The sequence below is a fragment of the Deltaproteobacteria bacterium genome, from assembly GCA_017302835.1.
GTDB lineage: Bacteria > Bdellovibrionota > Bdellovibrionia > Bdellovibrionales > Bdellovibrionaceae > UBA2316.
On sequence record JAFLCC010000003.1, the window covers coordinates 1 to 22,655 of the forward strand.

Genomic DNA, 22,655 nt, shown 5'->3' on the forward strand with positions numbered 1-22,655 from the left:
GAGTATTTTAAGCTTAAAATAATGCAAAAAGTTGGCTACCTAAACAGCCGTTTTGCCCTGCAATGGAAGTATGACCCTGAATCCAATTAAACCCCTATCCCCACAAAAAGAAGAAAGAGGCAAATTACCACATTTTTAAATTACAATGACTAAAGCTTATACATAAAATTGCTTGAATTTTGATGGCATATCCTTGCAACGGTTTTTTAAAATGAATCCTGATATAATTTGAAAGATAAGGGCAAATAAATATGATATCATTTCTTAAGTTCTTGATAATTGTATTCTTAATTTCTATTGAGGTGTTCAGTCAACATGCTTGTCTTGATAGTTATCTAGGCAGTTTTGAAATTGACCAATTTAAGAACTGGAGTTTTTTAAAAAAAACATTATTAGAATCTGGACTGGTTACAGATATTGGTTCAATTAGAGTTGAGTTTGTTGATGCGTCAGCAGGGATTGGAAGTTCGACCTTAAAGAAAATTCAGACTGAATTTTCAGACATTAATGCTGCTCTAGTCGAACGGTTTATTAAAGTAACGTATGTCGATAATAATGGCAATGATCGAACTAAATTTTTTAGTGTAAAAACAGAAAACTATAATTCTAGTAGTAAATGGAAATATTCGATTTTAAGTCATAATAATGAATTCCCCCCTGAAGATGTTTATTTGGATTTAGTTTTTGGAAAGAAAATCAATGATTCTTTTAAAATTTTATCCAGCATAAGACTTGAGATAGAGACTGTTCACAAGAAAATCATAAATTCAACTGCAGTCAATAATTATATTTTGGGAGATAAATTATTTTCTTTAAGTAATGAAATGAAACGACTAGCTGCTAAAAACTCTAGTTCTAATTTATCGCCTGATATTGTCGAATTTATAACCAAATGGAATAACTTCAAGAGACTAAATTTTCCAAATCAGGAAACAATCAAGCTTTCAAAATCTTTAGTTGAACATGCAATAAAAAGCAGATATTTCGAGGATGCAGGAGGCAACAATACAGTTACACCAACTTCCGCGAATTTTGTCGAATGGTTAAATTCAGCCTCAGTTTTCTTAAAGTTTTATACTCCTTTGTTGGGAACTAGTGTCGTTGAAAAAAATGAGAATTTTGTAAAATTCGAATTTACAGGAATGATTTCAAGAGAAATTTCGAAATCATTTGTCGAAAGAAAACTTAAGCTGATAAATTTATTAGAATTTTCAAATGTAGAAATTACTTCTTTAAAAGATTCCTCATTAAATCATGTTTCTATAAAATTTTCTAACATTTCTTTATTAAGACAAAATGAGCTTAAAAACTTGGTAACATTTTTCAATAGCCTTGAATTCTTTTTTGAAAGTGAATCAAATCAGGGCCAAGCCCTCAGTTGGAACCGTTTAGAGGTCATCTCTTATTTAAAAAAGAAAAGTAGAAAAAATTTACAAAGATTAAATTCTTTAGATAAGAAAATAATGTTTATTAGAAAAGCCTATCTGGAATTTTATAGAAATAAAACCAGATCACTTAATTTTTCAGATTTAACTTACAATAAATCTAAAATTTCAAATCAGGAGGTTCTTCAATTTTTAGAAGAAGTCTTTCCTAATCTTTCAGTAGAAGAGAATCAGATTATTACCACAAGAAAAAATCAAAATATAAAAGATTTTTTGTCTTCGCTTAAACTGTGATTAAAACCTTAGGCGTAGACGTTTAGATTTAAGTAGTTTTTTCCATTAAACAGTCTTCTTTGTTTGTGTTCCTATAAATACATATTTAATTTTTCTTCTTAAATTTTATGCAATAAATTTTAATCATTTTTTAATAGATACGGCATTCATCTCGAAGGTCCATGGATTTCTCTATTGAACTTTTGATTTTCCTCCATTTTCTTTAATAATTTTTCGTCTTTACGCTTATGCCATTCTTCAAGAGAAAATGGTTTTTTCATACACAATTCCAAATTAATGGGTTCTTTACCATGACAGTTTATTTTCTTCGTTTCTCTTTCACAAGAATAAACAACTTCGGTATAGGTTATTTCACTGCCTTCGTAGTTTTCGATTTTCATGTGGGCATTTACGATCTTACATTTGTTTTTAACGACCGACCTATCCTTGCCTTTTTCGTCAGCCTTAGCAGAAAACGCAGCGAGAAAAACAAAGGAATAGACCATAATAAATTGAAGCATAATGCCCCCCCTCATCTAAGATTTCTAGTTCAGCTCTCATGTCGGTGGAAAAATGAGGAAGCTAAAGTAGAAATCTTAAGTCTAGCCCAAAGTCGATAATTGATAGCCATTCTTTCTGCGTTTGTTGTTGCCTCATTGCTTCTTTGTGGCATTTTGCCTTTACTTCTTATTGAGGGTAACTAATTTATTTCGTTTTAGGGAGTTCTCCATCATTATAAATGATTTATCTTGATAGGTTAAATCATTTTGGAGTACTCCCTTTTTAGATTCTACCGTATTCAGGACTTTGACGGGGATAATACTTTCATTTGACTTCTACAAAATCCAAATCAACTTATTTCAAATTAAATAAATATATATTTAAATTTTAATCTGATCCTTTCAGCCTTAATCAATTTCAGCAGGGGCCGAGACATTGGTGATAGCAGAACTCCAATCAGAAAGATCAACTAAACTCGAAGTTGTTGAATTGTCGACAACAGCCGATTGCCCTGTTTTATTATAACTAAAGCTTCCAGAAGATGACTCACAGCTATTTACAGGGTCATAGACAATGCTACTTGAAGAAGCCGTAAAATAAGTTGAACTACGAGTTAAAACTTGTTTTTGTACCTTTGTCACCCCGTTATGATTTCCACCAGGTCCTGCCCAATTGCAAATCATACCTGAAATTGAACCAAGAGACGAAGTGCTAACTGTATTTGGACCAAAACCAAAATAGGCCACGGCATTGCTTGCATCTGTGATTTTTACATTTAAAACTCGAGTATGTGAATCCCCTTTACCTGCCTGCCAAGCATATTGGTAAGTTCCAACTCCTGAAGACGGTGTGAAATCTGCTAAAAGGATATTGGCATTATTTCCCCACCCACCATTATTTGAACTGTAAGTTTTTGTTAAATCGACACTGTAATTTGTGGAGCTGACAAAAGGGTTTGCAGAACTGCCACAAAAGTTCGCACTCTTCAGAATGTATTTCATATTTCCAGAAGCTGTTTTTTCATAAATGATAGAGCTGCCATCCACTTGTCCAGAACTTGAACCTGAGCAATTTCCTGCAAAACCAGAATCTTGATTTGAATCAGCAATCGAAACAGAAACTTTGCCCGTAAATGTGGTTTCGTCTTGAACGCCAGCAGGCACGTGTTTTAGCCGAATAAATACCGTCTTTGTTCCTACCGTGGCATTGATTGTTGAAAGATAAACCGGTTTACCGTTTGTATCTGATCCTCGCGCCAAAGTAGCGGAAGTCACTGTGGCAAGTTCATTATTTATTTTTACCTTTCCATTTAAAGCTGTCGTCACCGTGATGGACTCTCCAGCATTCGCAGGAGCTGACAGACCAGCTGTTTTAGCTGCACACAACATGCTAGCTACCGTAAAAAAAGCTGTATCTATTTGCGAAGCAACCCCTTTCATACGGCTATTTAGCTCAGCGGCTGAACAAGCCTCTCCGCTAGATTCAGCTGCGTCCCATAAGCCCAAATCGCCTCCCGGCAAGCTCGAAGGATTCGGTGATAAACTTGTATCGGGATGTGTTCCAGACAATTGAAGATTGGGACCATAGCAATTGGCATTTCCAGAACTGTAAAGATTTATATTAACAGAACAGGCTTCAGAAGTAGCTCCATCTAAGAGAGTGGTAAGGGCTTCTTTTTTCTTGTCAGCAGTATCCCCTGCATCAGCAAGGGTATTAAAATCACTTTCCGTTTTAATCAAGGTGCTTGCAGAGGCGCTTTTCTGAGCGGTAGGTGAAGATATGGCCGCCTCTTCGGGAAAAGCCGCTTTGTACAAAGAGATGACTTCACCTGCAGCACTGCCACCATCAGAACTTTTACTACACGATGCTTGATAGATCATCCCCAAGGCCAAAATCAATATGGCTAAAATTCGTCTTTGAAACATGATGAATTCCTTTCATTTTCTATTATTTCATTTTTTCGCAGATTAAAGAATAAGCAATTTCCTTATGTTGATTCAAGACCAATTGTTTTTTTTGGCCTTTTGTATTTACAAAACCTTTGACTATTTTATTGCTAGATTTTCGGAATCTAACGAAAGTCTTAAAGACTTCAATTGTCAAAATAAAGTCGCAATGATACTAATTTTCTAGATGAAATTATCTTGTCCTGCTTGTGGTGCAGAAATTGTATTTAAATCTCGGTCTTCAACTTTTGGCGTATGTTCGTTTTGTAACTCGACGCTTGTCAGGCACGATAAGGATATCGAAAGCTTGGGTAAAATGAGTGAAATGCCACAGGACCTGAGTCCTTTGAAACTCGGAACGACAGGTGTTTTTGAAAAATCAAATTTTGAGATTGTCGGTCGTCAGCGAATTGGTTGGGAAAATGGGGCTTGGAATGAATGGTACCTGCATTTTGATAATGGCAAAGAGGGTTGGCTTGCTGAGGCTCAAGGATTTTATATGGTGAGTTTTCAAGTTTTTGAAAAAATAAAAATTCCCGATTTGTCGAGTTTAAAGGTGGCTGAGCCAATTCGAATTCATGAAATAAATTTTGCTGTAGAGGATATTCGTGAAGTTGCCTGCATTGCAAGTCAAGGCGAATTGCCATTGCTGAGTATTCAAGGACGAAAATCAACAAGCGTTGATCTGGTTGGAAAAAATGAACAGTTTGCCAATATTGATTATTCATCAGATGGAAATCGATTATTTTTTGGAAAGTATATTGATTTTGATAATTTAAAATTCATGAACTTAAGGGAACTTAGTGGCTGGTGAGGAATTGAAACCTAATATTGAGCCCAAGCCAGCCGTCGTGAAGGTATTTAATTGTCCCTCTTGCGGTGCAGGTGTCGTGCTCCGGGCAGCGGGCCAATCGGTTACGGCGGTCTGTAGTTCTTGTGCAGCGATTATTGATTCTTCAAGCGAAAATTATAAAGTCATCGAAAAAACTTCAAAAAAAGGTATTAGAGATCAGATCATTCCACTGGGGCAAAGAGGAAAACTTCGAGGAGTTTTGTGGGAAGTTATTGGTTATGTTGAAAGATCTGACGTTTCCTCAGATTATACTTGGAGTGAGTATTTACTTTTCAATCCTATGAAGGGATTTCGTTGGCTTACTGAATTTGATGGTCATTGGAATTATGTTATCACCACAAAATCTCAACCAGAAGTTGATTCCACCGTTGAAAATAGACAGCTAGCAAAACTTTACAACAAACGCTATCAGTTATTTCATAAGGGCTTAGCTAAGGTTATTTATGTTATTGGTGAATTTTATTGGCAAGTAAAGCAAGGTGAGGAGGTAGAGGTTGAAGACTACGTTTCTCCCCCAGAGATTTTATCATCAGAAAAAAGCAGCAATGAAATTGTTTGGTCTCTTGGAGAGTATCTTGATGCGAACGAGATCAAATCTGCGTTTCAAATAATGGTGTCGATGCCACTTCAATCCGGAGTCGCTCCAAATCAGCCATCAACAGTAATTGAGACGTCAAAATATACCAGCAAATACTGGGGAATTTTTTTAGGTATCCTCATGTTGATTCAATTTGGATCAATGGTTCTTTCAAAAAATAAAACGGTCTATTCTGGTCAATTCACATACAGTTCAACGGATACTGAAAAATTAAAAGTGACACCTCCTTTTGAGTTAAGTCAAAGAATGTCAAATCTGGAAGTAACCTTTTCAGCGCCAGTACAAAATAATTGGATTGAGATACAGGGTGATTTGGTGAATGATGAAAATGGTGAAACCGAAGAATTTGAGCAGGGAGTGGAATACTATTCTGGCTACGACAGTGATGGCTCCTGGAGTGAGGGGAGCCAGAGTTCATCATTGATTTTATCTTCAGTGCCAGCTGGAAAATACCATTTTAATATAGGAATAAATTCAACAAATGGCATTTCTAAAATCCCACTAAATGTTATTGTAAAACAAGATGTCATCACTTGGTCGAATTTTCTTTTGGCTGTAATTCTTATTTCTTTCTTTCCGTTCTTTACCTTTTGGCGAAATCGGAGTTTTGAAATGAACCGATGGGCCCAGAGTGACTTTTCTCCCTACTATCAAAATAAATGGGGAAACTACATTCAAAATAGCGAGGATGACCAGTGAAATTTTTTTTTATTGTTTATGGGACAGGAATCTGTTTGTTTTTTTCCTATGCTACTTATTCAGGCTGGACCGTGGTTGATTCCATAAAGTCTGGCAAATGGGGTCCACGTGGACATAACGTATATCATAAATAATTACAGGAGGATTAAATGGTTGAACCATTACAGCAACTCATCAACATCAAATATATTGTCGCGGCACTTGTTTTCTCAGCTATTGGGATTTTTGTTTTGTCAGTTTCCTTTGTCCTTTTTGACAAACTAACCCCAGGAAATCTTTGGAAGGAAATTGTTGAAGAGCACAATATCGCTTTGGCAATCGTAACGGCGGCAATGACTCTTGCAATCGCACAGATTATTGCCGCTGCTATTCATAGTTAGATTTTAAGCCATGTCTTATTTGCTACTATTCTCTGTTTTTGTTATTGCCACTTGTGGTCTGGTCTATGAGCTCATAGCTGGCGCCCTGGCTTCCTATTTGCTTGGTGATTCTGTCACTCAGTTTTCTACCATCATAGGAGTCTATCTTTTTTCAATGGGGATTGGCTCGTTTTTATCTAAGTATATTGATAAGAACCTTATTGGAAAATTTGTACAAGTAGAATTATTGATAGGAGTTGTAGGTGGATTTTCGGGGGCAATTCTGTTTATATCTTTTGAGTACATCACGTCGTTCAGAATTTTACTCTACGGGATGGTGTCGATAACGGGAATTCTCGTTGGCTTCGAAATTCCTATTCTTATGAGAATCATGCAAGCTCATTTTGAATTCAAAGACCTTGTATCCAAAGTTTTCACTTTTGATTATGTGGGAGCCCTTTTAGCCTCTCTACTTTTTCCACTTTATTTAGTACCTCATCTTGGTCTTGTAAGGTCAGCATTTTTGTTCGGCATATTTAATATTTTGGTGGCGATTTGGACACTTTATCTTTTTAAAGACGAAATTCCATGGGTGCGACTTCTCAAAGGTTCAGCCTTGATAGCGCTCATCAGCTTGGTGCTTGGATTTATCTATTCTGAGCGTATTGTTAGTTTTTCTGAGGCGGCAAGTTATCAAGACAAAGTCATCTACTCAAAGACTTCTAGGTATCAAAGAATTGTATTAACAAAGTCCGATGATGATTTTCGATTGTTCTTAAATGGCAATCTTCAGTTTAGCTCAAAAGATGAGTATCGGTATCATGAGGCTTTAGTTCATATGGGGCTTGCTTCTTTGCCCGAGCCTAAAAAAGTATTGGTCCTTGGTGGAGGTGATGGCCTGGCGGTTAGGGAAATTTTAAAATACCCTTCCGTTGAAGAAATTAGTTTGGTTGATTTAGACGCAGAGATGACCGACTTGTTTAAGAGGAATGAGGCGCTTACAAAGTTAAATCTCAACTCTATTAATTCTCCGAAAGTGAAAGTCATTAATGACGACGCCTTTGTTTGGTTAAAAAATAACACGCAAAAATTTGACTTCATTGCTGTCGACTTTCCAGATCCCAGTAACTTTTCGGTGGGTAAACTTTACACTAATTCATTTTATAGACTTTTAAAGTCAGCGCTGTCTGATTTTGGAGTTGGAGTGATTCAAAGCACTTCGCCTTATGTAGCTAAAAAATCATTTTGGTGTGTCGACAACACTCTTAAGTCAGTTGGATTTAAAACAACACCTTATCATGTGTATGTTCCTGCCTTCGGTGATTGGGGTTATATACTGATTTCAAATCATGAGTTTAAGATGCCAGATAAATTTCCGGAAGATCTTAGGTTTTTAAATTTGGAGGTAGCAAAGACTCTTTTGATTTTTCCTCAGGATATGGTTGCGGTTTCACATGATATAAATAAGCTCAATAATCAAATCTTAGTTCGGTATTTCGAAGAGGAATGGGCCAGTTATGCCCACTAAATTTTATGACCTATCTGGAAGTGGTGCGCTAAGAAGCGCGAGAAACCTTTCGCGAAGAAACTTTATCAAGGTGATGGGTTTCAGTTTGACAACGATGATAACTGGTTTTTGGAGTTATTTTCGTTTTTTTAAATCGAATAAGTATTTTTTTTCAGGTTCCTTAGTAGGGGCAAATTCAAAAACTGGACATCTTTTACAGTCAGGAGTGAAAGCCATCCCAACAGAAACGAAGACTCTGGATACGGTGATTGTGGGTGGTGGTATCTCGGGGTTATCAGCTGCTTGGTGGTTTAAAAAGAACAACTTTAAAGACTTCGTTCTTTTTGAAATGGATTCCGATGTTGGTGGGAATTCAATGAGTGGTTCGAATTCGATTAGTAAATATCCTTGGGGAGCCCATTATGTGCCTTTGCCTGGGCCAGAGGCGCATTATGTTCGCGAGTTTTTTGAGGAGATAGGAATTATTCAGGGATATCAGAAAGGTCTTCCTATTTTTAATGAGTATTATTTATGCTCGGATGCTCAGGAGCGATTGTTTTTTCAAGGCGAGTGGCAGGAGGGTCTTGTTCCTCAACATGGAATTCAACACGATGATAAAAGGCAGTATGATGAGTTTTTTACTTTTATCGAGTCCTTGAAAAAGAAAAAAGGGGTTGATAAAAAATATGTTTTTAGCATTCCTTTAGATTCGAGTTCTCAAGATCCTGAATATTTAAAGTTAGATCTCATTTCCATGTCTGAATTCATGAGAGAGAAAGGTTGGAATTCTTCCTATCTTAATTGGTATGTGAATTATTGTTGTCGTGATGACTATGGAAGGCCTCACAACAAAGTTTCAGCTTGGGCGGGCCTTCATTATTTTGCCTCCCGTGCAGGAGTTGGGGCAAATGCAGACGCTCAATCTGTTTTGACTTGGCCTGAGGGGAATGGGTTTTTAGTTTCAAAATTTAAAGAAATTATTGGTGATCACATTCGAAGAAACTCCCTGGTGTTTTCTATCGAGTGTTTGTCACAGGGCTACTCCGTTGATGTTTTGAATACTCAGGATAATTCTTGTACGCGTTATTTTGTCAAGAATGTTATTTTTTGTGGGCCACGATTTACTGCAAATAAAATAATTAAAGATTATTCAAGTGATAGAACTCTTGAATATGCTCCATGGGCGATAGCCAATATGACTATAAAAGAATTTCCGTTGTCCCAAGGGGCGCCGTTGTCGTGGGATAATGTCAGCTTTTATAGTAAGTCCTTGGGATACATCGTAGCAAATCACCAGGATTTAAAATTTAATCGCAAAGAAAAGGTCATTACCTATTATTTGCCTCTTGATGAAAAACCGCCAAAAGAAGAGCGGATAGCCGCCTATCAAAAAAGCTACCAAGACTGGTTAGATATAATTATTCCTGATCTTGAAAAAATGCATCCAGGAATTTCAAGGACTGTTTTAAACGTGGATGTTTGGATTTGGGGACACGGAATGGTGAGTCCTGGAATTAACTATTTATGGAGCCCAAAAAGAAAAGATTTTTTGAAGCCTTTTAAAGGAATTGAATTCGCTCATTCTGATATGAGTGGTATTTCCATCTTCGAAGAGGCCCAGTACCGAGGGGTTGAAGCTGCAAAAAGAATTTTAAGCAAGCTCATTTGAGCAGCGAGTTCAGAACTGGTGGCTTATTTCAAAAAACTCTGATAAAACTATCCATAATGATTAGATTTCAAAATTCATTTTATTGGAAAGCGATTTTTTTTCTCTCGGGGTGCTCGTCTTTAATTTATCAAGTTACTTTTACTAAGTTTTTCATTCCTGTAATGGGTTTGAGTTTACCTGCCATGACTGTTGTTGTGAGTTCTTTTTTTAGCGGAATGGCCATCGGGAGTTTGTTGGTACCTAGGTTGATAAAATGGAATAGGTGTACCCCCATTTTCTATGCACTTATAGAAATAGCCATTGGATTACTATCTGTATTAGTTGTTTATGCAAAACCCTTGTTGTTTAGTCTTTATAGGCTCTATTCCGATGATATATTTGCAAGTACTTATCAAGTTTTTTTTCAGTTTTTATTATCATTCTTATTTCTTTTGCCATCAACATTGATGATGGGGCTTTCTTTTCCTATATGTACAGAGTTATTCTCTATGAAATATAAAAATAATATCAAAGCGAATAAGATAGGCATTGCCTATTTTTTACATTTACTGGGGGCCTCAGTAGGGTGTTTCCTATGTGGGTTTTATTTAATTGAAAACTTAGGATTAAAAAATACTTTTTTCTTTACGGCGGGAATAAATATTTTAACGGCTGTATTAATATTATTTCATTTCCAAAAATCAAAGATCTCGTTGCCGCAAAAAAGTGTCATTTCGAATGGTAGGTCCAACAAGCTGCTATTTTTTTATTTTTTCCTCGGTGTGTTGGTCATGTCCGTCGAAGTTGTTTGGTTCCGCCTTTTTGTTTTTTATATCGGTGGAGCTGTTTATTCATTTTCTATAATTTTAACGGTTATATTATTAGGGAATGCCATAGGAAGTTATTTGTTCGGTGAGGTTTTTACTAAAGTGTTTAGACGTTGGCGTTGGAAAAACTATGAAATAGCTTCCCTTTTGACGGCCAAATTAGCTCTCTTTATTTTAATTTCATTTTATTTTTTAACCTCGATTGATTTTAAATTGTTGGGAAAACTCTTTCCTTATTCAAGTGACTTAGTATTAAGTTTTGTTTTTAGTTGTTTTCTTGTTGTTCCTTGTACCATTTTTCTTGGAGGAATATTTGCTTTTCTTAATCGGGAACTCGAAGAGGGCGGTTTATCTATGGGTGAGTCTTCGGGATTACTTTTTGCTGTAAATAGCTTTGGTTCAGTTGTGGGAACGATTTTGACGACATTTTTTCTTTTGGATTATTTAGGATTGCAAAAAATAGTCATTTACATGTCCTTGGGAATTTTTCTATTAAGTTTTATGTTGAGCTATAATTCTTCTGTTTCGATAAGAAGAATAAAAATAGTTCAATTTTTATTCTTAGTAGGAGTTATTTTACTTATTCCCCACAATGTGATTCAAAGTATTTTTTCTAAACAACTAGGGGAATTGGTTTTTTATAAAGAGACGGCAAGGGATATTGTTGCAGTTCATAAATTTCGTCAGACAGAAGATTTACGGCTGGCATTTAATGATGGACGCGGAACCTGTGGCACAATACCCCAAGAGAATGAAGTGGCAAGACTGTTGGCACATTCTTCAATGGCCATGAATCCACGAGCGAAAGATATTTTGGTAATTAGTTTTGGATGTGGTAATACGGCAAGTGCTTTTGCCGTTCATCCCATTATTTCATTAGATATCGTGGATGTGAGTCAGTCAGTTCGTGAAGCTGCACCTTTTTTTTGGACAAACAAAAATGTCATTAACGATGCTCGATTAAAATTTTATGTGGAAGACGGAAGAAACTTTCTTTTAAGAACTAAAAAGAAATACGATATCATTCAACTAGAGTTGCCAAATTTATTGATGGACGGAACCGTTTTTTTATACACAAAAGAATTTTATCAATTAGTTCGAGAAAGATTAAAAGACAAGGGTGTTATCTCGCAATGGATTAACGCTGCTAAAACTGGACGGGACGCCTCATTATCGCTCATTCATACCCTAGCAAATGAGTTTCCAAATGCCATTTTGTTTGAACGGCATTGGGCTTGGTGGGTGAATGCCACTCTGAATGAAAATCAAGAACTTTTTCCCAGCGAGGGAAAGTTGTATTTTGAAGAGCCTAAAATACGCAATGATTTATTGAGCATTGGTTCTTCTTACCAAGATATGCATAAGTTCGTATTAGCAAATCGCGATGAAATCGAAAAAATCACCAAAAATTCACCTTTGGTTACTGATGACCTTACCTTGGTTGATTTCACTGCTTCTAAATTTTGGTCAGAAACAATATTCCACCAGCGACCTCAAAATAAAACACCTGGGTTTTTCAAATAGTTTTCATAATCACTAGTTTTCAAACTCAAGACTTATTCCCTTAAGACCCCAGAAAGTTCAAGTGAACTTTCTGGGTAGGTTGGTCCGCTAAAAGTATCGGAGGGCTCTTTCAGCTAAACTACAATAAGAAACACTTAAATTAAAATATATTTATTATTCTACTGTTGAACTAACCAATTAATTTCAAGGCATTTCCAGGTATTTGATTAGCCTGAGCCAATGTAGATACCGAAGCTTGAAGTAAAATATTATTTCTTGTCAACTCGCTGCTTGCCTGAGCCACATCAGTATCACGAATCCGTGAATTCGCAGCTGATAAATTTTCACGCATGGTTTGAGTGTTATCAAAAGTTGTTTGTAAACGGTTTTGGATGGCACCAAGGTTCGCTCTGAATCCATTCACCGTAGATTGGGCCTCGTCAAGAACAGAGAGTGACTCTTGAGCTCCCTCTTTTGAAGAAAAATCAAAGCCATCAATACCTAAATTGGAAGCGGTAGCATCTGACATACTAGAGTCAAATTTAATCCTATCAGAATCAGGGTCATTGTTGATGCCCACTTGAAACTCATACATTTTGCCATTTCCATTGATTAATTCTTGATTTCCAAATTTAGTTGTTTGCGCTATTCTTTGCACTTCTTGTTTTAACTGTTGTACTTCCTTATCAAGTAAGTTTCTTTCTTTATCTGATACAGAATCAGAAGCCGATTGAATTCCTAGCTCTCTCATTCTTGTGAGAATATTTGATATTTCACCAAGACCACCTTCAGCTGTTTGAATTAAGGAAATGCCATCATTAGAATTCCTTCCAGCTTGGTCGATACTTCGGATATTTGATTTTAAGTTTTCACTTATCGCCAACCCTGCGGCATCATCTGATGACTTCGTAATTCTGGATCCCGAAGCTAACTGAGTAAATGACTTTTGTATCTCTCTTTGCGAGTTTGTCATCGACTTTTGAGCGCTTAAAGACGCTACGTTTGTTGAAATTCTCATTCCCATGGAAGACCTCCTGATAGTTGCTCCATTTTAGGAGCGGTTAAGGCCCAGCTTTATAACCTACATAAAGACAGGGCCAGTTTGAACACGTTGGCACGACTCGACCTTGGTACGGCTCTTGGGATTTCATCGAATTCTTTTTTCGCAGTCACTCGAGAAAAGTTTTCTCCATCCTTTGGGCTTAGCACTTTAGTCAGTGTTGAACCATTTGATAATTCCTTCGGCCAGGTCTTGAAAGGCTTTAGTCCTGCGAGTGAAATCTAGACCTTAGTCAATTGCAAACTAGACTTTGATCTGTGAAAAGGACGACTATGGTCCGTGAAAAACTCGACCAAGATCTAGAGATTTTGCAAATGTGAAGTGAAATTTTTGTATTGAGATAAGAAACGAAAGGTTTTTATCTACTGATCTATGGTCAAGTCTAAGTCTGGTAGGGTTTTGATGGAGTTGGATTTCTATATTTTGATGGTCTGTCATTATATTTCCAGTTTTAATGCATGCAAATCAAGAGTGCATAAAGTCTTACGAAGATAGCTATGTAAAGAGCCTTAAAAATCTCACCTTTTTAGCCAAGTCTGATAGAGCTGATTTGTTATTAGCTATGAAAAATAAGGATAGAAAAGCGCCAACTAAGAATCCTTTCATTTTTGAAAATCCTTTACTACGTGAAAAAATTCAAAGAATAGAAGCGTCCTTCCAAAATGCTACAGAAGAGAACTTAAGGCGACAAAAATTACAGAGACAAGAATCATTTGTTGTTGATACTAAAGTCACTTATCAAAATGTTAACTGGCAAGCATTCGGTGGCAAATTTCTTATTCAATTTTCATAAATTTTGGTTTCGCGCCAGTGAGCAAAGCTCTCAAGGCCTCCTTGCCATCTTCACCACAAATGTGGAAAATCAAAACATGGAAACCAAATAAAGTAATAAAATTTAAATACAAAATTGAAAGAAAATAAAATAATTTCTTTCAATGGCTCAAGGATAAACAGCTGAAAATACATCAAACTTTTGGGCAGCGACGTTTATTGCTTAGCTGTTCAAATCTCTACAGGTGAAAAACTTAAAGTAATATTTTATATTAATTTCTAATTTAAACCGGAGCGGTGAACTCATGGGAAATTAATCCCACAACATTTGGAACGGTATCTATTAATAAATGGATAGAAGGAAAAGGAAATGAAAAGCATTATAAGCATTATATTTATGTACTTTTTGATTTTGAATTCTTTGGCGTTGGCTCAGTCGTCTGACAGTTTAATTTCTGTTAACACTGTAGAAGGTAAACAAGTTTTTGTTTCCAAAAAAGAATTGCTTGATGCCTTGGCCTCAAATATCCCTAAAAATAAGCTTCAATATGCTATACTCCAGGTACATTCAGACGGATATGTTGATATCGGAAATTTTGCCATTAGCATTGCTGGTACTAAATATACTTTTGAATCTCCGCAAAGGAACACAATGAACCAAGCAACTTATGCATGCCGTTCCGCAGGTTTTAAAAGGGCTGTTAAATATGAAACTTCTGGTTTTTCTAGTAAAAGAGCCTTTATTGACGAAGAAGGGTATCCGGTTCAGACTGGCGAAGGATGGTCAGGTTATGCTTCTGGTGGGGCGTATTCAGTTATTACGTGTCAGTATTAATAAGTTCGTTGAATAACCAACATTATCTTGCAAGCTGATTAGGTTATTTATAACGTCTTTTTTATGAGAAAAGATGATGCCCGACAATTGGATCACAAGACTCTTGAAGAATTACGAATCAGATCCATCAAGCGAGGTCATGCTGGAGAAAGTCCAGAAGCGATTTCAAAAGCTCTCGGTCCCAACCGATCAACAATTTATACTTGGCTTGCACTTTATCGCGATGGTGGTTGGAGCGCTTTGAAGTCGAGGCCGACGCCGGATGCAAAGCCAAGAATTGATGGTAAGAAAATGGTTGATGGAAATTTATCCAAAGATAAAGAGTCGCTCCAAGATCGAGAAAGCGGATATATATTTTGACGATACAGCTCACATTAAGTCGGATCATCATGCCGGAAAAACCTGGGGAATTAAAGGCGATACTCCAGTCGTAGTTAGTAGTGGTGCTCGGATTTCTTTTTCATTGATCTCGGTAATATCATCGCGGGGCTTGATGAGATTTATGGTGCGTGAAGGTGGAGTCAACTCAGCAGTTTTTATAGAATTTTTGAAAAGGCTAATTGCTGGAGCGAAAAGAAAAATATTTCTAATTGTTGATGGTGGATTTGCTCACTAATCAAAGGTTACAAAAGGATTTGTTGAATCAGTAAAGTCACAGTTGGAAATATTTTTTCTGCCACCTTACTCGCCAGATCAAAACTCTGACGAACTTGTTTGGAATCACTTGAAAACTCATACTGTTGGCAGGTCAACTGTGGTTGATAAAATTGACTATAAAAAGAAGGTCACAAAGTCCATGAAATCGCTTCAAAAAAATAAAAGAAAAGTTTGATCTTTCTTCCAAAAACCTAGCTTAAAATACGCTGCTTAATGTTGGTTATTCAACGCACTTATTAATGTATCTACAAGCTTGGTTAAGCGCTAAATGTCTCCGAGGGGCAGAGAGCCCCCCGGAGTGGGCTTAACGAGTAGCTTGTGTGTGGGCGACTACTCATTTCAATTTTATCTTTTTTTTAATGAACTAAGATTTCTTAATTTTTTTAAATCTAAACTTATCCAATCAGTTTCAATGCAATACTAGGGAACTGATTGGCCTGTGCGAGTACCGACACGGCAGCACTTTGTAAAACTTGAGCTGAAGCTAGTTCTGAGGATTCCTTTGCGACATCTGTATCTGAAATTCTGGATCTAGCTGCTGATAAATTTTCGATTTGCGTGTCTAAATTTGCTGTTGTTGTTTCAAGTCTATTTTGAATCGCTCCAAAATTGGCGCGCATTTCTCCGACCTTTTGCATGGCCCCGTCGACTACATTTAATAAGTCTTTTGCGGAGTCTTTATCTGCTAAGGACAATCCATCAATGCCAATTTCTGAAGCGGTTGCATTTGATGATAAATCAAAAGTGATCGTGTTTTCTTCTCCTCCGTTGGGTCCAACATGATAAGTTTGTTTTCCCCCAGAGCCATCAAGAAGTTTCTTGTCTCCAAAAGTGGTAGTTCTTGCAATCCTGTCGGCTTCTTCGATTATGTTTTTTGCTTCTAAATCTAAAAAAGACCTCTCTTTTTCACCGACATTGTCTGAAGCTGCTTGAATGCCCAGCTCTCTGAGTCTTACTAAGATATTGCTGACTTCATTCAGTCCGCCTTCTGAGACTTGAATGGCACTTACGGCATTGAAAGAATTGGTTCTTGCCATTTGCATTCCTCGTACTTGTGCCCGCATGGATTCAGAGATCGCGAGTCCTGCGGCATCATCACCAGCTTTAACGATTCTAGAACCTCCAGCTAATGCTTGGGAAGCATGTTCAGCTCGGACTTGTTGTTTAGACAAGACCTTTTGTGCCGAAATCGACGCCATGTTTGTTTGTATTCTTAAGCCCATAGTTCCTCCTTAGGAAATAATGGAATTTAGTTGTTAATCCTTGAAAACATCGCACCACCTTTGTTTTCAAAGCTAAATTCCGGTTAAATTTATATCCATTTTTGCCAAACCAATTCTTTTTTTTGCTAATACAATGCCTTGAATTTTTAAGAAAATTCTTAGAAAATTACTTAGAAATTTCTAAGTAATTTCTTAAAAAATTCTTAAGAATACCAAGCGCAAAAAAAAGTTTTAATTTGGGAGGAGCTAGACAAGGAAATAAATCTGAGGTGACTGGTCTCTTATTTATTTCTTGTCAGCCTTAGGAGAGGTCTTTTCGACTGCTATCGAGGTCCTGCTCTGAAGGTGCTCCAACGTGTTCATAGATATCTTCGGCCTAGGTCTAGAAAACTTTAGCCCTTGGTCTAGCATTATTAACAACGCAAAGCGTCTTCTTGTTGAAACTACTTAAAAATAAAAAATTAATTTTTTTTAAAAAACTAGCTTAAGGTCGAGTCTGGGTCCTGAATTAAGCGACTAATCTCAAGGCCAGCCCATCGGATTCGTTCGAAGCCGCTAGCATAGCGATTTGATATTGCTGCATGATCTGCGATCTTTTGATATCAGAAATTGTTTTTGCCACATCTGTGTCTGCAATTTTTGATTGAGCCAAAATAAGGTTTTCTCTTTGGCTTTCGTTATTGTTAATCACATACTCCATTCGACTTTGTACGGAGCCTAATTTTGCTCGTGTCGAACCAATTTTTTCCAGAGCGGAATCCAAAGCATCCAAGCTTTCTCTAGCTCCGCTTTGATCTTCGATGCTTAATCCATCTAAGCCCAATTGAGCCGCTGTGGTATTGCTATCTTGCTGATACCTGATAATGTTATCAGCTTTACTACCAATCCCCACGTGAAACTCATAAGTTCTTTCTGTTCCATCCAGCAAATTCTGTGAACCGAATCGAGTGGTTTTTGCAATTCGATCTAATTCTTCAGTCAGTTGCACAAATTCATTATTTAAAAAACCTCTTTCAACTTCAGAAAAGGTATCACTTGCTGATTGAACTGATAGTTCTCTGAGTCGAATCAATATATTATTTTGCTCATTCAGGGCCCCCTCAGCTTGCTGAACAAGACTCGAGGCATTTTGGGCATTCATCGTTGCGGATTCGAAACCACGAGCTTGAGATTTTAATGTTTCGGATATGGCTTGCCCTGCAGGATCGATGCTGCTGTTTGCAAAACGTGACCCACTGGCAAGTTGCTGCATGGATACTTCTAATTTCTTTTGAGTTTGCGCCAAATATTTTTGCGCACTTAATGATGCAGTTTGTGACGTGATACGCACGTTAGGCTCCCTTTTTAATCTGGTGCCCACACAAAAAACCAGAGTGTTTCAGAGTCATAAAATAGGAGATCCATCATGAATGAACGGTCCAGTCACGAACTAGTTCTCCAAGCCCTCATAACCTCGAATAGCAGTCTCACTTTCTATTATTGACTAATAGCGTTAAATTTCAATTAAATATAACATGAATTTATAATAAGACAATTAACCCAACAATATCATATAGATAGGAATTTCATTTTGAGAAGTACAACAAATTTAATTATTAACATAAATATCAAGAACAGGTTCCTGGCTAGGATCGACGGCATAACTTTTTGGGTCTAATTTTAATTGATCCATAATAATTTCTTCATCAAGGTAGATCTGCCCAGAGACTGAGTTTCCAGTGAGAATCCATTTCGCTGCTTCAGCGACAATTTCTGGCTTGCGACTTTTTTTAATCATGGATTCTCCTCCTAAAAGATTTAAAACAGCCGCTGTGGCAATCAGCGTTTTTGGCCACAATCCATTCACAGGTATTTGATTCTTAAACTCTTCAGCCCAACCTGTAACGGATAGGCTAAGTCCAAATTTGGCTAAGCTATAGGCTAAATAAGGAGACAACCATTTAGCTTGAATATTTAATGGCGGGCAGAGCGCTAAAATATGTGGTTCTTTAGATTTCATTAAATAGGGCAGGCAATTTTGTACGGTGAAAAAAGAACCTCTTAAAATCACTTCATGCATTAGATTCCATCTTTTAAATTCAGTCTTATCTGTTGGAGTTAAATAAATGGAGCTGGCATTGAGCACTAAGATATCAATTCCACCAAATTGATTTACAGCTTTTTGAACTGCCATTTTAATCGCCTGTTCATCCCTGATATCGCACTCTAGGGGTAAGGCAGTCCCCCCTAGTTTGGTAATAGACTCTGCAGCCGTAAAAATAGTGCCATCAAGTTTTGGATGTCTTTCGACTGTTTTAGCAGCGATAACAATATTGGCTCCCTCTTGAGCCGCTTTCTGAGCTATGGCCAAGCCAATCCCACGGCTTCCACCGGTTAAAAATAGAGTTTTATTTTTTAGTGATTTCATATTGAATACCTCATTGCCATTATATTTCCCAAATTATTATTATTCTAGTAATCTACAGAAATTCCAATATTTATTACAGAAGATGAAATATCTAAATCTTCATTAAAACTTTTGACATATTTGTACTCTGCGGTAAGCCACATATTGTTGATTCCATATTCCCTATCCATGGTAAAAGAAACATCCCTATCCCATGCAGTGATATTAAACATGAGGCCGCCTCCGCCGTAGCCTCCAGGAGTTCCTACCACATGAGTTTTTTTTCCATCATCTCTGATTTCACCTAAAATGAAATAGCTGAGTCCTGCATTTACAAAGGGAACCACCCACTGTCTGTGAGCAAACTCAAAACGAAAAAGACCTCCTGCGGAAATTGGTAAACCTATAAAGGTAAAGCTCTCTTTTGCATTTCCGTATACTTTTTGAACTTCATCATTTTTGTAAAAACCATCTGCGCTGCTTGTAAAAAGCCCCATTCCTAAGACAAACCCCATTTTTCTAAAGGAGGCAAAGGGTTGCCACTCATAATCCAAAATCAAATAGGGGACAGGACTGTCTCCATACATATCAGCGAAAGTAAACGTAGACGCATCTGTTGTGGATTCAATTTGTGGTGGTTCAATATAACCCAAACGTAAGGAAGTTGTTTGGTTTTTCTTAGTGTTTTTATCAGTTTTGTAATAATATTTTCCCGTATTTTGATCAATGAGATAAAGACCTTTAGCTGCATTCGGATGGGCTATTTGAAAGCGATCTTTCGGATTTGAACTCGTTGTTGGGCTTTCAATTGGGGCAGATTTGATTTTATCGGTTTCAATTAAATCCGCTTGAATCTGATCCTCAGATTTGACATAGGGAGGTTCGTTGGGAGGAGCATCTGGTGGCGTTTCTGTGGGCAAGTTTGTAGGAGAGCTTGGGACTTCCATAAATTCATCTTGCCCTTGGGCCCTAAGCTGGATTGGAAACAAGAATAAAGAAAATACAAAAAATATAAAAATATATTTTGAAAGTTTTTTAGTTACATTTAAAATAATAAACTGTTTTTTCAAAAAAACAATTATCATGCCCAAGAGTATCAAGATGAAAATATTTAAAATAACAAAATGATTTAAGAGGGCATAGGCAATTCCTATTAGGGGAATTAAAAGTAGCTTGACGAAGGGTTTTATAAAATCATTTTTCTCAATCCAATGGGCTCCTTGAGGGCCATTTTTGTAGTACCATTTTACAAACTTTTTCCCAAATGAATATTTAAGTAATATTTGGTCTCTAAATTGTCTCAGAATATTTAAATAGGGGTGAAGAGCAGATCCAAAAGTGGCCGTGGCGATAAAACAGTTTTTATCACCGAGGACTCCGATGACTTCAGAAGGGGCCGCACAAAAATTTTTCAATTGATCCGTTGTTAATTCACTGCTGGTGGAATTATATCTTTGCACGTCTAAAAAGTATTGAATATTTCCTGTCAGATCTTTCATTGCGGGTAAAAAACAGTAACTCTTTTCATTTTCTAGATCTGTGATTTTGTATTCTTCCAAAGGGTCGGCTTCTTTATCGGTAAGTTTTATCATGGCTCGAGGGGAGGCGTTGGAAATTTTCTTTAAATTATCAATCACAGAAAGAGACGTGTCTTGTTCAGTATGATACATGACAAGATGACTATACTTAATTGTTGAGTCCGTATCTTTGGCGTCGGAACCCCAGCCATTGATGTGATTGGTAATATAGGCTTTCTCATCCCCAGGTATCATTTCAAAATAGCAGAATCCCGGCGAAGAAACATCTGAGCCAAAAGTACCAGTTGTTCGTGGCTTGCAGATATTGGCAAAAGATCTTGAGATCACATTTTTTTTATCACTTGGGGTATAGTCGACATAGCTTAAATTGACGGTGACTGCAATTTTTTCTACATAAGCTGACTCTTTGATGGGGCCAAAATAAAAAGTTCGGGTTCCACCGCAACTGCTGGTGCAGTCAGTGATATTAAACTTCCCTGTTCCTCCGGAGCTTTCACTATCTAAAGTAGAAACAAGCGTGCCCCAATCAATGGAGTAGGAATAACTTTTTCCATTGACGACGGGCTTGGTTCCAACACTGATGATTCCGTCTCCATAGTTCGCTGTTTTCGAGGCACCCACTTCCAGCTTGCCAATATCTGTTTTATCGGAATTGACCGAAATACTTAGAACTAAAGAGCTATAAATACTGTTCTCATTACAAGGCGATGGGAACGTGACAGATCCCACACTACTGCTGGTATCGGTAATCATAAGTCCCGTGCAAGAATTGCAAGTCGAGCTATTATCTTTAGACTTGCATTGCTCTGGGAGGGCATGGCCGGCATATATTGTTAGATTAGTAGCCGTGGTTGCATCTTGCAATGAGCTACTGGCGCCAGTTACAGAGATTGAAAGCCCCGCTGATTTAGATTGCAAAAATAAAAATAATAATAATATCTTGAAGAATTTTTTTATGACCATAACACCCACTGATTTTTGTGATAAAATCACCCTAGGTCTATGGCATCATTAAAAAAAACTTTTGTCTAGGCCAGATCAAAAAGCTTTTCGGCAATTTGAATACCGTTCAAGGCGGCACCTTTTCTGATATTATCGGAAACAACCCACATTAACCACAGCTTTGAATCTACCTGATCTTGGTGAATCCTACCCACATACACAGGGTCTTTCCCAGAAACATTTCTAGGTGTTGGGTAGACAGAATTCTTAGGATCATCTTGAACAATAATTCCACTAAAATCAGCCAGCGTTTGAGTTATCTCGGCCTTCGTGGTCTCTTTTTTGAGAGTGATCCAAACAGATTCGCTATGGGAGTTTAAAGCGGGCACTCTGACCGTGAAAGCAGAAACGTGAAGATCATTTTGACGCAAGATTTTTTTAGTTTCCTTTTGAATCTTGATTTCTTCACTGCAAAAACCTTGGTCATCAAAAGAGCCAATTTGAGGTATGGTATTAAAGATAATCGGATGAGGGAAGACCTTCGCCACGGGATTTTCATTTTTATAATCTTGGACTTGGTTTAATAGTTCCTCATAGGCGGGAAGTCCCCCACCGCTGACAGCTTGATAAGAACTTACTTTGACACTTTCGAGGCCAAATTTATCTTGTAAGGGTTTGAGAGCAACAACTAATTGAATCGTCGAGCAATTGGGATTGGCTATAATCTGTGGAGTTTTCATATTCAGAAGTAAGTCGCCATTGACCTCAGGAACCACTAGGGCCACCGTCGCATCCATTCTGAACGCGGCCGAGTTATCAACGGCATAAGCCCCAGATTTAGCCGCTTGAGGAGCCCACTCTTTAGAGATATCATCCCCTGAAGAGAAAAACACAAGATCTAAACCTTCAAAACACCCAGGTTTTAAAACCTCACATTTCCATTCTTTATTTTGGCAGCTAATTTTTTTTCCTAAGGAAGCGTCACTAGCAAAGGGTTTCAATTCAGAAATTGGAAACTTTCTTTCTTCAAGAATACTCATAAAGGTTTGACCAACCATTCCCGTGGCCCCAACCACTCCAATTTTTAATGACTTCATCACATACTCCTTAATTTTTTCTCATTTTTACTGATTAGTTGCGTTCA

General features: G+C 37.2%; 19 protein-coding genes and 1 pseudogene. 12 read left to right on the forward strand and 8 right to left on the reverse strand.

The genetic code is table 11. The features are described from left to right. Positions 1-251 precede the first annotated feature (251 nt). The gene (locus J0M15_03745) at positions 252-1,679 is read left to right on the forward strand and encodes a hypothetical protein (GenBank protein MBN8536136.1); all 1,428 of its coding nucleotides are present in this window, start codon (positions 252-254) and stop codon (positions 1,677-1,679) included. A 146-nt stretch (positions 1,680-1,825) separates the two neighbouring features. On the opposite strand, the gene J0M15_03750 is transcribed toward J0M15_03745, so the two are convergent. Both J0M15_03750 and J0M15_03755 read right to left on the reverse strand, forming a co-directional pair. Then, positions 1,826-2,179, reverse strand: coding sequence for a hypothetical protein (locus J0M15_03750; protein ID MBN8536137.1), 354 nt, complete (start codon positions 2,177-2,179; stop codon positions 1,826-1,828). 387 nt (positions 2,180-2,566) lie between these two features. After that, the gene (locus J0M15_03755; GenBank protein MBN8536138.1) at positions 2,567-4,084 is read right to left on the reverse strand and encodes a hypothetical protein; all 1,518 of its coding nucleotides are present in this window, start codon (positions 4,082-4,084) and stop codon (positions 2,567-2,569) included. 208 nt (positions 4,085-4,292) lie between these two features. Here J0M15_03755 and J0M15_03760 point away from each other — a divergent pair, with 208 nt between their 5' ends. The 6 genes from J0M15_03760 (at position 4,293) to J0M15_03785 (ending at position 12,120) form a co-directional block, all read left to right on the forward strand. Next, a complete protein-coding gene (locus tag J0M15_03760; protein MBN8536139.1) occupies positions 4,293-4,919 on the forward strand; it encodes a DUF4178 domain-containing protein in 627 nt (208 codons plus the stop codon). Positions 4,920-4,923: 4 nt separating this feature from the next. Then, positions 4,924-6,255 (forward strand): DUF4178 domain-containing protein, encoded by a 1,332-nt coding sequence (locus tag J0M15_03765; protein ID MBN8536140.1) that lies wholly within the window; start codon positions 4,924-4,926, stop codon positions 6,253-6,255. A 149-nt stretch (positions 6,256-6,404) separates the two neighbouring features. Beyond that, entirely contained in the window at positions 6,405-6,635 is a 231-nt protein-coding gene (locus J0M15_03770; GenBank protein ID MBN8536141.1) for a DUF350 domain-containing protein, read from the forward strand. A gap of 10 nt (positions 6,636-6,645) precedes the next feature. Next, on the forward strand, positions 6,646-8,142 hold the full coding sequence (locus J0M15_03775) for a polyamine aminopropyltransferase (protein ID MBN8536142.1): 1,497 nt from the start codon (positions 6,646-6,648) through the stop codon (positions 8,140-8,142). Continuing rightward, positions 8,132-9,790, forward strand: coding sequence for an NAD(P)/FAD-dependent oxidoreductase (locus tag J0M15_03780; protein ID MBN8536143.1), 1,659 nt, complete (start codon positions 8,132-8,134; stop codon positions 9,788-9,790). The genes J0M15_03775 and J0M15_03780 overlap by 11 nt, the downstream gene beginning before the upstream one ends. Positions 9,791-9,846: 56 nt before the next feature. Continuing rightward, the gene (locus tag J0M15_03785; protein ID MBN8536144.1) at positions 9,847-12,120 is read left to right on the forward strand and encodes a fused MFS/spermidine synthase; all 2,274 of its coding nucleotides are present in this window, start codon (positions 9,847-9,849) and stop codon (positions 12,118-12,120) included. Positions 12,121-12,289: 169 nt separating this feature from the next. On the opposite strand, the gene J0M15_03790 is transcribed toward J0M15_03785, so the two are convergent. Then, entirely contained in the window at positions 12,290-13,123 is an 834-nt protein-coding gene (locus tag J0M15_03790; protein ID MBN8536145.1) for a flagellin FliC, read from the reverse strand. Positions 13,124-13,709: 586 nt separating this feature from the next. Between J0M15_03790 and J0M15_03795 the strand changes: the two genes are divergently transcribed. From J0M15_03795 to J0M15_03815, 5 genes and pseudogenes are all read left to right on the forward strand, one after another. Beyond that, positions 13,710-13,952: a hypothetical protein gene (locus J0M15_03795; GenBank protein ID MBN8536146.1), complete on the forward strand. Its 243-nt coding sequence runs from the start codon at positions 13,710-13,712 to the stop codon at positions 13,950-13,952. Positions 13,953-14,300: 348 nt separating this feature from the next. Next, entirely contained in the window at positions 14,301-14,765 is a 465-nt protein-coding gene (locus J0M15_03800) for a hypothetical protein (GenBank protein ID MBN8536147.1), read from the forward strand. A 63-nt stretch (positions 14,766-14,828) separates the two neighbouring features. Beyond that, the gene (locus J0M15_03805; protein MBN8536148.1) at positions 14,829-15,125 is read left to right on the forward strand and encodes a helix-turn-helix domain-containing protein; all 297 of its coding nucleotides are present in this window, start codon (positions 14,829-14,831) and stop codon (positions 15,123-15,125) included. Continuing rightward, complete coding sequence (locus J0M15_03810) at positions 15,064-15,381, forward strand: transposase (GenBank protein ID MBN8536149.1); 318 nt, start codon at positions 15,064-15,066, stop codon at positions 15,379-15,381. The genes J0M15_03805 and J0M15_03810 overlap by 62 nt, the downstream gene beginning before the upstream one ends. A gap of 18 nt (positions 15,382-15,399) precedes the next feature. After that, positions 15,400-15,483, forward strand: a pseudogene (locus J0M15_03815) (transposase). 334 nt (positions 15,484-15,817) lie between these two features. Here J0M15_03815 and J0M15_03820 read toward each other — a convergent pair. The 5 genes from J0M15_03820 to J0M15_03840 all read right to left on the reverse strand — a co-directional run bounded on the left by J0M15_03820 (position 15,818) and on the right by J0M15_03840 (position 22,608). Next, positions 15,818-16,645, reverse strand: coding sequence for a flagellin FliC (locus J0M15_03820; protein ID MBN8536150.1), 828 nt, complete (start codon positions 16,643-16,645; stop codon positions 15,818-15,820). Between the two features lie 508 nt (positions 16,646-17,153). Further along, on the reverse strand, positions 17,154-17,975 hold the full coding sequence (locus tag J0M15_03825) for a flagellin FliC (GenBank protein MBN8536151.1): 822 nt from the start codon (positions 17,973-17,975) through the stop codon (positions 17,154-17,156). 258 nt (positions 17,976-18,233) lie between these two features. Continuing rightward, positions 18,234-19,052 (reverse strand): SDR family oxidoreductase, encoded by an 819-nt coding sequence (locus tag J0M15_03830; protein MBN8536152.1) that lies wholly within the window; start codon positions 19,050-19,052, stop codon positions 18,234-18,236. Positions 19,053-19,096: 44 nt separating this feature from the next. Continuing rightward, complete coding sequence (locus tag J0M15_03835; protein MBN8536153.1) at positions 19,097-21,532, reverse strand: hypothetical protein; 2,436 nt, start codon at positions 21,530-21,532, stop codon at positions 19,097-19,099. Between the two features lie 65 nt (positions 21,533-21,597). Beyond that, positions 21,598-22,608 carry an aspartate-semialdehyde dehydrogenase gene (locus tag J0M15_03840; GenBank protein MBN8536154.1) on the reverse strand — a complete coding sequence of 337 codons (1,011 nt, stop codon included), beginning with the start codon at positions 22,606-22,608 and terminating at the stop codon, positions 21,598-21,600. Positions 22,609-22,655 lie beyond the last annotated feature (47 nt).